15 protein-coding genes are annotated in these 14,320 nt (G+C 65.5%); 10 read left to right on the forward strand and 5 right to left on the reverse strand.

The window, feature by feature from the left end; translation table 11 throughout:
- The 4 genes from R2770_13560 to R2770_13575 all read left to right on the forward strand — a co-directional run.
- Positions 1 to 477, forward strand: a 477-nt coding sequence (locus R2770_13560) for a GDP-mannose 4,6-dehydratase (GenBank protein MEZ5281482.1), incomplete at its 5' end; no start/stop codon positions are given.
- Between the two features lie 26 nt (positions 478 to 503).
- The gene (locus R2770_13565) at positions 504 to 1,541 is read left to right on the forward strand and encodes an LLM class F420-dependent oxidoreductase (GenBank protein MEZ5281483.1); all 1,038 of its coding nucleotides are present in this window, start codon (positions 504 to 506) and stop codon (positions 1,539 to 1,541) included.
- A 69-nt stretch (positions 1,542 to 1,610) separates the two neighbouring features.
- On the forward strand, positions 1,611 to 2,912 hold the full coding sequence (locus R2770_13570) for a DUF222 domain-containing protein (protein ID MEZ5281484.1): 1,302 nt from the start codon (positions 1,611 to 1,613) through the stop codon (positions 2,910 to 2,912).
- A gap of 14 nt (positions 2,913 to 2,926) precedes the next feature.
- Positions 2,927 to 4,405 (forward strand): acetyl-CoA acetyltransferase, encoded by a 1,479-nt coding sequence (locus R2770_13575; protein MEZ5281485.1) that lies wholly within the window; start codon positions 2,927 to 2,929, stop codon positions 4,403 to 4,405.
- Positions 4,406 to 4,408: 3 nt separating this feature from the next.
- Here the strand turns inward: R2770_13575 and R2770_13580 are convergent, their stop codons facing one another.
- A complete protein-coding gene (locus tag R2770_13580; GenBank protein ID MEZ5281486.1) occupies positions 4,409 to 5,395 on the reverse strand; it encodes a GDP-L-fucose synthase in 987 nt (328 codons plus the stop codon).
- A gap of 44 nt (positions 5,396 to 5,439) precedes the next feature.
- Here R2770_13580 and R2770_13585 point away from each other — a divergent pair, with 44 nt between their 5' ends.
- Positions 5,440 to 5,754: a hypothetical protein gene (locus R2770_13585; protein ID MEZ5281487.1), complete on the forward strand. Its 315-nt coding sequence runs from the start codon at positions 5,440 to 5,442 to the stop codon at positions 5,752 to 5,754.
- Here R2770_13585 and R2770_13590 read toward each other — a convergent pair.
- Positions 5,751 to 6,296: a DUF2087 domain-containing protein gene (locus R2770_13590; GenBank protein ID MEZ5281488.1), complete on the reverse strand. Its 546-nt coding sequence runs from the start codon at positions 6,294 to 6,296 to the stop codon at positions 5,751 to 5,753. The genes R2770_13585 and R2770_13590 overlap by 4 nt on opposite strands.
- Before the next feature lie 23 nt (positions 6,297 to 6,319).
- Positions 6,320 to 6,727: a cyclic nucleotide-binding domain-containing protein gene (locus R2770_13595; GenBank protein MEZ5281489.1), complete on the reverse strand. Its 408-nt coding sequence runs from the start codon at positions 6,725 to 6,727 to the stop codon at positions 6,320 to 6,322.
- Positions 6,728 to 6,922: 195 nt separating this feature from the next.
- Between R2770_13595 and R2770_13600 the strand changes: the two genes are divergently transcribed.
- From R2770_13600 to R2770_13615, 4 genes are all read left to right on the forward strand, one after another.
- Entirely contained in the window at positions 6,923 to 7,771 is an 849-nt protein-coding gene (locus tag R2770_13600) for an alpha/beta hydrolase (protein ID MEZ5281490.1), read from the forward strand.
- Positions 7,768 to 9,294, forward strand: a complete 1,527-nt coding sequence (gene murF, locus R2770_13605; GenBank protein MEZ5281491.1) for a UDP-N-acetylmuramoyl-tripeptide--D-alanyl-D-alanine ligase — start codon at positions 7,768 to 7,770, stop codon at positions 9,292 to 9,294. Before R2770_13600 ends, murF begins: the two co-directional genes overlap by 4 nt.
- Before the next feature lie 65 nt (positions 9,295 to 9,359).
- Positions 9,360 to 10,466: a hypothetical protein gene (locus tag R2770_13610; GenBank protein MEZ5281492.1), complete on the forward strand. Its 1,107-nt coding sequence runs from the start codon at positions 9,360 to 9,362 to the stop codon at positions 10,464 to 10,466.
- A gap of 99 nt (positions 10,467 to 10,565) precedes the next feature.
- Positions 10,566 to 11,393, forward strand: coding sequence for a DUF72 domain-containing protein (locus R2770_13615; GenBank protein MEZ5281493.1), 828 nt, complete (start codon positions 10,566 to 10,568; stop codon positions 11,391 to 11,393).
- 27 nt (positions 11,394 to 11,420) lie between these two features.
- On the opposite strand, the gene R2770_13620 is transcribed toward R2770_13615, so the two are convergent.
- On the reverse strand, positions 11,421 to 13,145 hold the full coding sequence (locus R2770_13620) for a DUF4012 domain-containing protein (protein ID MEZ5281494.1): 1,725 nt from the start codon (positions 13,143 to 13,145) through the stop codon (positions 11,421 to 11,423).
- Between the two features lie 100 nt (positions 13,146 to 13,245).
- On the opposite strand from R2770_13620, the gene R2770_13625 reads away from it, so the two are divergent.
- On the forward strand, positions 13,246 to 13,695 hold the full coding sequence (locus R2770_13625; protein MEZ5281495.1) for a hypothetical protein: 450 nt from the start codon (positions 13,246 to 13,248) through the stop codon (positions 13,693 to 13,695).
- Here R2770_13625 and R2770_13630 read toward each other — a convergent pair.
- On the reverse strand, positions 13,692 to 14,291 hold the full coding sequence (locus R2770_13630; protein MEZ5281496.1) for a TetR family transcriptional regulator: 600 nt from the start codon (positions 14,289 to 14,291) through the stop codon (positions 13,692 to 13,694). The genes R2770_13625 and R2770_13630 overlap by 4 nt on opposite strands.
- Between the last annotated feature and the right edge of the window lie 29 nt (positions 14,292 to 14,320).

A 14,320-nucleotide genomic window follows, 5' to 3' on the forward strand; every position in this document is an offset into this window, starting at 1 on the left:
GGCGCTCACCCATCAGGCCACATCGGAGAAAGCCCCGCCGGAATCCCAAACAACCTGATGCCGTACGTGACACAGGTCGCCGCCGGAAAGCTCGAGAAGGTCAGCGTCTTCGGGGACGACTACCCGACCAGCGACGGCACAGGGGTTCGCGACTACGTCCACGTCGAGGACTTGGCCCGGGGCCATCTAGCAGCACTCACGTATCTGCAATCTCGCCCCGGATTCCACGTCTGGAACCTCGGCACCGGCAAGGGCACCTCGGTGCTCGAGATCATCGACGCAGCCGAAACGGCTGCTGGCCGTCGCATTCCCTACAGCGTCACCAGCCGACGCGCCGGCGACCAGGCAGAGGTTTATGCCGACGCCACCAAGGCCCGCGACGAGCTGGGCTGGCGAGCCGAGCACGACATCGAAGCGATGTGCAGAGATCATTGGAATTGGCAACGTAGCCACCCCAGCGGCTACGACGTTGGGTAATCGACACTCCTTGGGGGATAGCCACGATGAAACTCGCAACCGGTGCCGGATATTGGAGCTCGGGGCCGCCTGCCGGCGCACTCGAGGCCATCAAGGAAGCCGAGAAGATGGGCTTCGATTCGTTCTGGACCGCCGAGGCCTATGGGTCTGACGCACTTACGCCGCTGGCCTGGTGGGGTTCGCACACCGACACCATCAAGCTGGGAACGGGCATCATCCAGATGTCGGCACGCACCCCAACTGCCACCGCCATGGCTGCGCTGACCCTCGATCACCTGTCGGGCGGGCGCTTCATCTGTGGCCTGGGAGTGTCGGGGCCCCAGGTGGTCGAAGGGTGGTACGGCCAGCCCTATCCCAAGCCGCTGGCCCGAACCCGCGAGTACATCGACATCATGCGCCAGGTGTTTGCGCGACAAGCTCCCGTGGCCGCCGACGGCGAGTTCTACCAACTGCCGTTCAAGGGCGGCATGGGCATCGGCAAGGCGCTGAAGCCCACCGTTCACCCGCTGCGCAGCGACATTCCCATCTACCTGGCCGCAGAAGGCCCCAAGAACGTGGCTCTGGCCGGCGAGTTGTGCGAAGGCTGGTTGCCGCTGTTCTTCTCCCCCGACGACGACTCGTTCTATCGCTCGGCGCTGCAGGCCGGCTTCGATGCCGCAGGCAAGGGCACGTTCGGCTCGCCCGACGCCCCCGACTTCGACGTCGTGTGCCCGGTGACCGTTGTGCCGATGGACGACATCGAGAAGGCCGCCAACCTGGTTCGCCCAATGCTTGCGCTGTACATGGGCGGCATGGGGGCCAAGGGCGCCAACTTCCACCACGAGGTCTTCTGCCGCATGGGCCACGAGGACGTCGCCAACCGGGTTCAAGAGCTGTACCTCGCCGGCAAGAAAGAAGAAGCCGCCGCAGCGATACCCGTCTCGGTGGTCGAGAAGGTTTCGCTCATCGGGCCCGTCGACAAGATCCGCGACGACCTGGTCCAGTGGGAAGAATCGGTGGTCACCACGATGATGGTCAGCGGCCCTCCCCAGGTCATGCGCCTGATGGCCGAACTTTGCCTCTGAACCCCTGGTTCTGAACTTTGTTCGATACAGAGTTGTTTATCGAACATATGTTCGATAGTGTTCTTGTCGATGGAACACGTCCAGGGAGGGGCTCGTGAGGCTCTTCCAGTCGAACTCACAGATGCCATCTCCGCCATCGACAAGGCGCTGACGGTCGACTTTTCGGCTCTGCCCGCGGCCACGCTGCGGCGCTGCCTGGTCGCCGTGACCCTGCTCGCAAACAAGACGTCCGCCCTCGACGCCCACGTTCTCGAGGCCGCCGACGATCCCGCCGTCTACGGCGACGGACCAACCGGCGGTTCGGCCACCTTGCGCGCATGGCTGTGCAACCACACCAACGGGCGCCGCGGCACGCTCGGCGGCCGCGCCGGTCGGTCTCACAAGCTCGGGCGCATGCCGCTGGTTCAGCAGGCGTTCGAGGCTGGCCTCATCACCAACGACCACGTGCGGCTCCTTGGCCAACTCACCCAGCCGCGGTTCTACGACGCATTCATCGAGTCCGAGGCCCAGCTCGTCCAGTGGGCCACCGAGATGACATGGGACGACTTCGCCCAGACCGTCACCCATTGGCGAAATGCCGCCGACCCCACCGACCCAGACCTCAAAGACGAACAAGACCAACAGGCCCGCTCGGTCAACCTGTCGCGCAGCTGGAAAGACCGCGGCATGCTCGACGGCACCCTCACGCCCGAGGCTCGGGTGTTGGTCGGCGGCGAGCTCGACCGCATCTCCCGGCAGCTGCTGCACCACGACCGCGCCGAGGCCAAGGCAAGGCTGGGCACAGACGACATCACCAATGCCGACCTTCGCCGCACGGCTGCGCAGCGTCGTCACGACGCATTGGTCATCATGGCCCGGCGATCCAACGGGGCACCGGCCGATACCGACATGACCTCGCCCGTCGTGTTCATTCGCGCCTCCATCGAATGTGTAGAGGCGGCCCTGGCCAAGGCCGCCGGAGTCCAGCCCGACCCGGTGGCTCCCGAAGATTTCGAGTGCCAGTTCGACGACGGCACTGCGCTCACCTATTCCCAGCTGGTTCGCTACCTCGTTCGCTCCAAGCTCCACAGCGTTGCCCTCTCACAAGAGGGCCAGGTGTTGCACTTCGGTGCGGGCCGCCGGTGGTTCTCGAAGGGTCAAAAGCTCGCAATGGCCTACCGCGACCGCGTTTGCGAGTGCGGCTGCGGCCTTCCGGCCAGCCAGGTCGACGCCGACCACGACACACCGTGGCTCGACGAGCCGATGACCGACATCGAAAACGCCGCTCCGCGGTGCCGCACCACTCACAGTCGCAAGACGGCCTACGAGAACCGCAGACGACGAACTCGACCACCCGACACACCCCGAACTCGCCCTCCGCGCGCCCCATGAACCACACTGTTGGCGTGACCGTTTCGATTCCCCCGAGCACCCCCGTCATCGTTGGCGTTGGCCAGATCTCGTTCCGCCCAGACGACCTCTCCCAGGCGGTCGAACCGCTCGAGCTGATGGCCCGCGCGTGCGAAGCGGCCGCGGCCGACGCCGGCTCGTCCAAGTTGCTGTCTTCGGCAGCCAGCATCGCCGTGGTTCAGGGCGCCTGGAAATACACAGACCCGGCCCGTCTCCTGGCCGAGCGATGGGGTGCCACCGCCCACACCATCAGATCCACCGACGGAGGCAACACTCCCCAGTCGCTGGTCAACAAGCTGGCGATGCGCATCGCCGAAGGTGCCACCGACATTTCAGTCATCGTGGGCGCCGAAACCATCTGGAGCCGCAGACGAGCCCGCCGCCAAGGCATCCGCATCCCCACAACAGACCAGGCACCGGTCGAGCCAGACGAGATCTCGGGCTCACCGCTGGACATGACAGACGAGTTCGAGACGGCACGGGGCATCGAAGCACCCATCAACTTCTACCCGTTGTTCGAGTCTGCAATCCGCTACGCGAACGGCGAATCGATCAGCGACCACCGCGACCGCCTGTCCCAGCTGTGGCAAGGGTTCAACGAGGTCGCCGTGCAGAACCCCTACGCGTGGTTCCGCACGCCTATGACCGCCGAAGAGATCCGCAACCCGTCGCCGTCCAACCGCATGGTGGGCTTTCCGTATACGAAGGCCATGAACTCCAACTGGGACCTCGACCAGGCCGCAGCCCTCATCTTGTGCCCCGTCGAAACGGCCCAGCAACTGGGCATCAGCCGCGACAAGTGGGTCTTCCCGCTGGCGGGCACCGACGGCGCCGACACCCAGAAGGTCACCAATCGCGGCGCCCTTCACGAGTCGCCCGCCATCCGGGTCGCCGGGCGCCGTTGCCTCGAGCTTGCCGGCGTCGGGCCAGACGACATCGACCATGTCGACCTGTATTCGTGCTTCCCCTCGGCCGTCCAGATCGGCGCTCGCGAGGTCGGCTTCAGCCTCGATCGTCAGCTGACCCTCACCGGCGGGCTCACCTTCGCAGGCGGCCCGCTCAACAACTACGTCACCCACTCCATCGCCACCATGGTCCAGGTACTGCGCAACGACCCCGGCTCGAAGGGCTACGTGTCGGCCAACGGTGGCTTCGTCACCAAACACGCATTCGGCGTCTCCTCAACCGAACCACCGGCCAACGGCTACTGGACCGAGAACTGCCAAGCCGACATCGACGTCCACCCCACCAGCGTCGGCGCACCCGACCATGTCGGGCCTGTAGAGGTCGAGGCGTACACCGTCATGTATGGCGCCGACGGCCCCGAAAAGCTCCTGGCCGCCTGCCGGGTCCGACCAGGCGTGCGCACGTGGGCCTACTCGACCGATGCGCATCTGATGACCGCGGCCACCGAAACCGAACTCATCGGGCGGGCAGCCACCGTCGATGCCGACGGAGTGCTCACCGTCGACTGAGCCTCAGGCCGACACGCCCCGCAGCGAATCCATGTCCTGCTGCAAGAACCACTCATAGGTCGATTCGATGCCGCTGCGCAGGCCCACCTTGTGGCGCCAACCCAGCTGGTGGATCTTGGAAACATCAAGCAGCTTGCGAGGCGATCCATCTGGCTTCGACGTGTCCCAGACCAACTCCGCATCGGGATGCACCACATCGCGCACCGTCTCGGCCAGCTCTCGGATGGTGGTGTCTTCGCCCGTGCCCACGTTGACGTGCTGGGCGTCGTCGTAGTTGTCCATCAAGAACAAGCACGCATCGGCCAGGTCGTCTACATGCATCAGCTCGCGCATCGGGTTTCCGGTGCCCCAAACCGTCACCTGCGGATCGCCCGCCAACTTGGCCTCGTGGAAACGGCGCATCAACATCGGCAGCACGTGTCCGCCCTCGGCGTCGAAGTTGTCGCCAGGGCCATACAGGTTGGTGGGCATCGCCGAAATGAAGTTGGCGCCGTACTGACGGCGATAGGCCTCGCACAGCTTGATCCCTGCGATCTTCGCGATCGCATAAGGCTCGTTGGTGGGCTCCAGCGGGCCCGTCAACAAAGCGTCTTCGGCCATGGGCTGAGGGGCCTCGCGCGGATAGATGCACGACGACCCCAGATACAGCAGCTTGCTGACGTCGTGCGCCCACGCCGCCTGCACCACCGTGGCGTGAATCATCATGTTGTCGTAGATGAACTCGGCCGGCCGGGTGCTGTTGGCATAGATGCCGCCAACGGTGCCCGCCACCAAGAAGACGAAGTCAGGACGGTTGGCCCTGAACCAATAGTTCACCGCCATCTGGTCACGAAGATCGAGCTGATCTCTGGTTGCAGTGACGATGTTGCGATAGCCGCTCTCGAGCAGCTTGCGAACCACCGCAGAGCCCACCAGACCCCTATGTCCGGCTACGAATATGCGGGCGTCGGGGTGCATCAGATGACGGTTGGCGTCGAGACCATCGCTCATGGCGCCAGGGTACCCACGCGTGCAACGCCTGTACTGTCACAGCCATGAGCGACATCGTTTGCCCGGCCTGCGGGGAACAAGACGAGCTCGACGGCGAACGCCGTGGAGACGTCATCGCCATCACTTGTGCCACCTGCGGCACCACCTGGAACCGCGACCCCAGCCCCAGGTGCAACCGGTGCGACAGCTCCGATGTCGAGGCCGCCATCAAGGCGGTGGTCGAAAAGAGCCGCGGCAGCCAGCTGTCGATCGTGGCCACCCAGGTCATACATCTCTGCCGAAGCTGCGACGAGGAGCTGTTGGCCAGCTACCGCATCAGTCGCAGCCCGCTGATGCCAGACCAGCTACCCACGACCTAGTCGTAAACCGCCCCGCCGCTGCGCCAGTACACGCCGTCCTCGCGGTCGAGGAAACGCTCGTCGACCAGATAACGCCGCACGGCCGCATAATCGTCGTGCCAGCGAGCCGCTATGGCGCTGACCTCTTTCTCGCTGTACTTCAGGCCCGGCTCGAAGTCCTGCGCGATCTCCTCCAATACGATCAGCCGCTTCGAACGTGCCGTCGGCATCGACGCCAGCCGACCGTCAACGACAAAGCTGGCCAGCACCTTCTCGCGATGGTTGGTGGGAGTAGGCGTCGATGGGGCCGCGCTGCGTGCCGCCTGTCCGAAAGCCGACGACAGCAAGGCCAACGAACCATCCGAGCCGGTCACCACCAGGCCGCCCGAGGCCAGCCGGGCTACGGCGTCGTGCACCTCGCGCATCGTCAGGCCGGCAGATTCTGCGATCTGTTCGACCGTTGCGGCGCCCAGCACCAATGCCGCAAACACCTTGCGGCGCGACTCGTCTGCCAACAGGCCGACCAACTTGGCGGCGTCTGGAACCAGGGGTTGAGAATTCACACGCCCAACATATGGGCTCTGGTTCAGCCTGCCAGGGAGATTTCGCCGGGCTCGGAAACCAGCCAGGTCATCAGCCGTTCGTTGCGCTTGGCGAGGCTGGCAATCACCAGCGAAGGCACCTGCCAGGTCGAAACCTTCGACAGTGCCGTGGCCGTGACCACAAGCGATTGGCCATAGCTGCCGGCATCGCCGAACGCGGTGCCCGGACCACACTCGCGGCGCTGCGAACCATCGTCGAGTTGAACGACTCCGTCAACCACCACCACCAGGCGCCGATCGATGGAACCAGCCTCTTGGATGGTTGCACCCTTGGGGTAGGTCATCGGGCTGGCGGCCCGGCGAAGTGCCCGCTTGTCGGCCGGTGAAAGGTCGGCAAAGGCGGCGACGTCAGTGATCTGCAACCTGCGCTTGTTCACCGATGTTCGAAGCATTTCGTGTCCTTCTGAAACTCGTGCCGGAGCCAACGGCACTGGGATAGCCACCGACAGTGACTCTCCAGGCGTGAACTTAGTCGCGCCATACGTGACTGTTCAACACAATCGCGCCGGAAATAGTGGTTGTGCTACCACTTTCCGCCACTGGCGAAACATGGCTCACCCCCAGCCGGCCAGATGGCCGCCTGCACTATGTCGGCGTGTTCTATCGTCGAGCCTCGTGACGTCACCTTCCACAACGCCGAGCGCAGGGCGTCGATGACACTCAGCGCCTTTGCGAAAGGCAACCTGTTCGGCCGACGCCACGGCGACGGCCAGCCCCGGGTTCTCGCACTACACGGCTGGTCGCGCACACACGCCGACTTCGACGGCGTGTTGTCGGGTGGCGACCGCCCGGCGATCGATGCGATCGCCCTGGACCTTCCCGGCTTCGGGGCCAGCCCCACACCAACCCAGGCCTGGGGCGCCGCCGACTATGCCAGGCAGATCGCACCCATCCTCGACGAGATGAAGCTGCCCGTGGTGGTGGTCGCCCACAGCTTCGGCGGTCGCGTGGCCGTCAACTTGGCCCAGCAGCGGCCTGCTGCAATCGCCGGGCTGGTGTTGACGGGCGTGCCCTTGCTGCGCCGTCAGGGCTCGGCCAACAAGTCTCCCCTGGCATTTCGAATCGGCAAGCGGATGCACAAGCTGGGCCTGGTGCCCGACACCAAGATGGAAGAGCTGCGCACCCGTTATGGCAGCGCGGACTATCGAGCTGCGTCTGGTGTGATGCGCGACATCCTCGTGAAGGCCGTGAACGAGAGCTACGAAGAGCAGCTGGCCGCCATCAGCTGCCCGGTCGATCTGGTCTGGGGCGACGACGACACGGCCGCGCCGGCCGACATCGCCACTCGCGCCGAGACCATGCTCCACGATTGCCACCTGACCGTGGTCGGCGACGCCGACCATTTTCTCCCGCTCAGCCATCCCGACGTCTTGCGCACGGCGGTCGACGCCCAGCTGGCACGCCTGGCAACCGACACGGACGAAACGCACCGATGACCATCCTGATCTGTCTGTTGGCCGCTGCTGCCGTGCCGGTGGCCGAAGCGAGATGGCTTCGTGTAGCCCAGCGCGAGCACTACCTGCCCGGATCGGTCAGCCTGTTCGCCTGGCGGTGGTGGACCCTCCAGTGGCGCAGCGCCGTCATGGCGTTGCTGGCCCTGGCGTGCATAGTCGCCTCGTTCTGGTGGCCTCTGACCTCTGTACTGACGATCGAGATCGCCGCGCTGGGGCCCATCGGCTTGTCCATGCGTGGCCGCACGTCGCAACTCGCCTGGACCAGACGCCTTCGCACGCTGGCGATCGCCCACGCCTTGTTGATCGTGATCATCAGCGCTGTTGGCATCGTCGCTGGCATTGCGGCCCCGGTGCTGGCCGCCGGCGCCTTTGCACTGCCGTTGACCCTCGATGTGTGCCTGGCTGCGCTGAAGCCCCTCGAGAAGCGGGCGGCTCGCACATTCGTCGACCAGGCCGTTTCGAGGCTGGACCGGGTGAACCCCACCAGGGTCGCTATCACCGGCTCGTACGGCAAGACCACCATCAAGGGTTATGTGCGCCACATCGTCGAAGGCACCCGCTCGGTGGTGGCCAGCCCGGCCAGCTTCAACAACACCGCAGGGCTCAGCCGCACGGTCAACGAACACCTCAGCCCCGACACCGAGGTGTTCGTAGCCGAGATGGGCACCTATGGGCCGGGCGAGATCCGCGACCTGTGTTCGTGGGTGAAACCCGACGTGTCAGCGCTGTGTGCCATCGGGCCAGTTCACCTCGAGCGCATGGGCTCGCTCGACAACATCGTCGCCGCAAAGTCCGAGATCTTCGACACCGCCGGCGTAGCGGTTCTGAACATCGATGCACACGGTCTCGCCGCGGTCGCAGAACGGTTGCGACACGCCGGCGACAAGCGCGTCATCACCACCTCGACCAACCCCGACAGCGACGCCGACGTGCGGGTGTTCCCCGCACAACACTCCGATGGCGTCAGGGTCTGCGTGGGCGACGACTGCGACACGGTCGACCTGCCGGCCGACGCCATACACAGCAACGTCGCTGTAGCCGTTGCCATCGGGTGTGCCCTCGACATTCCCGTCGACAAGGTCAGGCTGCGTTTGGGCACCCTGCCCGGCGCAGGCCACCGCCGCGAGCGCTCGGTCTCGCCGACCGGGGTCAACATCATCGACGACACCTACAACTCGAACCCGGCCGGAGCGGCAGCGGCGTTGGACGCACTTGGCGCGACCCCCGCGGCCAGACGGGTCGTCGTGACACCCGGCATGGTCGAGATGGGCGCCCAGCAGGCCAAGGCCAACGAAGAATTCGCCGAGAGGGCTGCGGCCGTAGCCGACGTCGTTCTGATCGTGGGCCAAACCAACCGCAAGGCTTTGCTGGCCGGGGCCTCGCGGGGTGCTGCCGAGGTCATCCAGACGCGCACCCGAACCGAGGCGGTCGAGTGGGTCAGGCGCAACCTCGATGCCGGTGACGCCGTTCTGTACGAGAACGACCTGCCCGACCACTATCCCTGAGCCGAACTCTTTCGACCTCTCCGACTGACACTGACGACCACGCCTGGCCGGGTACCTTGACGGCCATGACTTCCCCAGGCGTTTGCTTCGGCGGGCCATCGCCCGAGCACGACATCTCGGTACTGACGGGCCTCCAGGCCGTTCACGCCCTCGCTGCGGCCGGCGAGAACCCGGTTCCGCTCTATTGGTCCAAGGCCGGCGATTGGTATCGCGTCGCGGCCGATGCCGAGGCCGGCGACTTCGCAGACGGCTTGCCCCGCAAGGCCGATCCGGTGGTGCTCGCCACAGGATCCGACGGCGGCTTCCAGGTCGAGGGGCGACGCGGCAAACGCCAGGCGCTCGACCTCAGCGCCGTCGTCAACTGCTGCCACGGCGGCCCGGGCGAGAACGGAACACTGCAGTCGCTGTTCGACCTGGCAGGGGTCCGCTACACCGGCCCGTCGATGGCGGGCGCATCGTTGGGCATGGACAAGCTGGCCTTCGCCGGCACCGTAGGCGCCGCGGGCATTCCGACCTTGCCGACCTTCGCCCTCGGCCCCGACACGGTTCTCGACGTCGACGGCCCGCTCATCGTCAAGCCGCGCTTTGGCGGCAGTTCGATCGGCATCGAGGTCGTATCCGACCTCGAAACCGCCAAGGCTCTCGCTGCGTCACAACCGCTCCTGCAAGAGGGCGCCGTGGTGCAGCCCTATTTCGAGGGTTCGGTCGATCTGAACATCAGCGTCAAGACCTGCCCCACCCTCGAACTGTCGGCGGTCGAAAAGCCGCTCCGCGACGCGGGAGGCAACATCTACACCTACGTCGAGAAATACCTTGCGGGCGGCGATCAGGGGATGGCCTCGGCACCCCGCGAGATGCCGGCACAGATCGACCCCGAGCTCGAGGGGCGGCTGCGCACACACGCCGTTCGGGTAGCCGAGGTCGCGATGGTGCGTTCGGTGGCCCGCATCGATTTCCTGCTGGTCGGCGACGACATCTACGTGAACGAGATCAACACGATTCCCGGTTCGCTGAGCTGGTACTTCTGGGCCCACGAAGGGGTGCCGTTCGCCGGCTTGCTCAAGCAGATGCTGGCCGAGGCTGCTTCTGGACCCACCAGGCGCTTCCGTACCGACGGAGCCGACGGCACCGCCCTTCGCTCGGCCGGGGCCATGTCGCGAAAGCTGGCTTGAGCGATGACCAGCACAGCGCGAAAGCTCGCTTGAGCGATGACCAGCACAGCGCGAAAGCTCGCTTGAGCGATGACCAGCACAGCGCGAAAGCTCGCTTGAGTGCAGCTTCGGGTCGGCTGCCCGATGTGGGCTCATCGGCCGTGGGTGGGCAACTTCCTTCCGCGGTCGACGCCGTCGGGTGGCGAGCTGGCCGAGTATGCGCAGCGCATGACTGCGGTCGAGGGCAATACCACCTTCTACGCGTTGCCGAAGCCCGAGACAGTCCGCCGTTGGGCCGATTCGGTGCCCGACGACTTCAGGTTCTGTTTCAAGGTGCCCCGCACGATCTCTCATGACAAGCGGCTGGTGGCTGCCGAGGCCGACTTGGCCGAGTTCATCGGACTGACCGCACCGCTGCACGACAACATGGGCCCGATCTCGATCCAGCTGCCCGCTTCGTTCGGGCCTGAAGGCCTTGGGGCTCTCGAGTCGTTTGCCTCAGCGCTTCCCGACTCGCTCGAGTGGGCCGTGGAGGTGCGCCACCCCGAATTCTTCGTTGGCGGCCGACATGAGGGGACGCTCGACGACCTTCTGCGCACCCATGGCGTGAACCGGGTCATCTTCGACACCCGGCGCTTCTTCGAAGGACCAGCGACCACCCCAGAAGAGGTCGAGGCCGCTCAGCGAAAGCCCCGGCTACCGGTGCGCCCCACGGCCACGGCTGGCAGCCCCGTGGTTCGCTTCATCGACCAGAACGAACCGGCGAGATCGAGCCACCAACTCGACCAGTGGAAGTCCAAGCTCGCTTCGTGGCTGGCCGATGGTTTGAGTCCCTATTTCTTCGCCCACACCCCTGACAACCTTCTTGCGCCCCAGCTCGCCCGCTGGGTCTATAGCGACACGACCGGCGACCAACTGCCAGAGCCCGGCCCCAACGCGCTCTTCTGACAGGTCACGCCGACGATCCTGCTCGGGTCAGCCGAGCCTGAAATCGCCTCTGCGATCCAGCCGGGGCGTCCCGTCGACCACCCATGAGATGGCGGGAAAGCGGCCGCTGGGTTCGATCTGCAGCGCGTCGACCTGTTCGGGTACCTCGAACTCGACGAAATAGTTCGCTGTCGCGCCCGGATCGAGTTCGATGATGAACGCGTACGAGTGGGTCCGCCCATCGGGTGCCGAAGCGTTGAGTTGGCGGTCACCTCCGGTCAAGACGTTGGCGGCGAAATTGGGGATGTTCACAACCACGTGTCCCAGGTACGAGCCCGGGGCGTTGGCACCCTGAACGTAAGACGGCAGGTCGGCGGTTGCAGTGTTGGTCAAGCCGACGTCGATGCGCACGACGCTTCCCCCGGCCGCGGCGGCGCTGGTGGTGATGTTCGCCTGCACGTTCAAGAATCGGTCGAGCTTGTTACCGCCCGCGTTCAGCACAGCCACCTTCACAGAGTCCTGCGGCGGGTCACCCGCGGCCAGTGCCGTCTGCCAGCGTTGCTGCTGAGCGGGGTCGCGGCTCCACAAGGTCAAGTGCCGACCGTCGATGGCCTCGATCAGAGCCGCGGCCAGGACCCTCGGCTCGATCTCGCTATCCAGCAGGGCCCTTACGGCCGCACTGGCAACCGGAGCAATCGATTCGCGCCGCTCTCCTTGGCCGTCGAACACTTCTTCGTATTGGGTCAGGGCGAAGAACTCGGTTACGGCGATTACGGGCAACTGGACACCTGCGACATCGACTGTCTCGACCCCGGCCGCTTCCAGAAGGATCTGCATGGCGACCGGCGAGATGATCAGCACCCCGTCCATTCGCTCACCCTGATCCGACAACCACATGTCGGCCGTGACCCTCGATACCTCCGACGCCCGGCTGCTGATGTGTGATGTGTACTGCCAGAGGTGACCCGGGTCGAGCGAACCCCACATGAGCCGGACGTCGTCGTCGATGGGCACCAGCGAGGGCCGGCCCAGCTCTTCAACACTGCGAAAGTCGGAGATCAGCACCTGACCGTCGTCGATGCGCATGGTGCCCACCTGCAGCAACATGCCAGATGCCGAGCCCATCTCCGATGTGTTGGCAGCGGCGACCACATAGTGGGTGTTGCCCGAGACCAGTTGGCTCAGCCCGCTGACCAGAGCCTCGTATCTCGCGATCTCGTCGGTGGCATCCAGCAGGTTCTCGACCAGGTCCTGCCTCGCTGCGGCAACCGGGCCGACCAGCCACTTGCCCGATGGAACTCCTATCGAGCGCAGCCGATCGGTGGTGCTGCCAAGCTCGTCGGACACCTCGTTCAAGGCGTCGACAGGGTCGTCTAGCGACGCCGTCTCGAGCGCCTCGAGCGCCTGCTCGCCGGCGTCGACCACCTCCCGGCCTGCCACCGCAATCTGCTCGGTCGCGTTCAGCTGCCTGCCAACCCAGGGAATCAGCCGTACCGGTGCCACCCATGGGTGACGCAGCTTCGAGATCGCGTCGTCGAGATCGTCGCCGACGAGCTCGAGTCGTTCTAGGTCGAGCGACGCAAAGTCTGCGGCCATCACCCTCGCGCCGCTGGCCGCTGCCTGCGACGAGCGATAGGCGCCCCACAGACTCCAGGTCACCAACGCGAGCCACAGGACAACCACAGCAACCCCGGCGCGCTTCAGCGCCGTGCGCCGCCTGTTGCGCTTGGCTTCCAGGCGCAGTTGCCGCCTGACTCCGGTTCCTTCACTCACGCAGCGACCCACGAATCTCGAAAACGCGTGTTATGAAAACGACTGCCGGTCGTTCCACCGGCGAAGCGTATGCCGCGCCCGATGCCGCCAGGGGGGTCGAATGAACAAGCGAGCCCGAATAGCAGCCGCCGCTCTCGCTTTGACCTTGGGCGCAGGCGCAGCAACGAACAGGGTCGACTCAGCCACGGTTGCTGGCCGCGACACCACCCCCACGGGCGAGCAGCTGACGGTTCTGGGGCCGGTGGAGTTGATCGCCAACCAGTACACCACCACCAGCGCCCTGACCTGCGACGGCGATGCCGCATTCGACGTGTATTCACCTGCAGGGCTGTGGCCGAGCATCCCGGGCGACGTCACCTTCACTGCAGCGTCTGAAACCGCTGCGAACTCGTGGCGAGTCACAGCCCTCGCTGTTGAGGGTCTGGGTCTGCTGGTCTTCTCGGCGGTCGATTCCAGCGGAAACTGCACGCCGGGCGAAACCATCGCGGTCGTCACCGGTTCACTCAGCAACGGCGACACCTACAGCGTCACGTTTGTCGTCGCGCTCTAGCAGGGCACCAGGGCGTCGCTCAGGAACGAGGTCAGTTCGGCCCTGGCCTGGGCAAGCGATCTGAGGGTCGGCTCGACCCCCATGGCCCGCATCACCTCTGGTTCGGTGGCCACTCCTATCACAGCCGAGTACGCACTCAGCAGCAAGAACCTGGGCTCGTGTCGGCGCAGCCGGCCGGCGTCCATCTCGGCATCGAGGAATCCGGTCGCTCGTTCCATCAATGATCCCAAGCCCGCCGCCAGGCGGCTCGTGTGCGGATCGCCGAGACGCGATACCTGACGCAACAGACCCAGCACCTCGGGCCTTCGGGCCGCAAGCCGGAACGTGACCCTGACGACCGACTCGATGCGCGAGAACCCTCGACCCGAGCGGTCTACCTCGGCGTCGAACAGGCCGACCAGTTCCGCGGCGGTGCGGTCGATGACGGCCGAGAGCAGGCTGTCCTTGGAACCGAAGTGGTAGAGGATGGCCTGCTTGGTCAGGCCAAGATCGCCGGCCAGGTCGTCGAGCGAGGTCGCGGCGAAGCCCCGCTCGGAGAAGGCCACCAGTGCGGCATCCAGCACTCGCTGTCGAGTAGGACGGGATACCGGGGCCACCAGGTGAACCTATCCCAACCCCTTACCGA

Source organism: Acidimicrobiales bacterium, assembly GCA_041394185.1.
In the GTDB taxonomy this organism is placed as follows: domain Bacteria; phylum Actinomycetota; class Acidimicrobiia; order Acidimicrobiales; family Poriferisodalaceae; genus JAAETH01.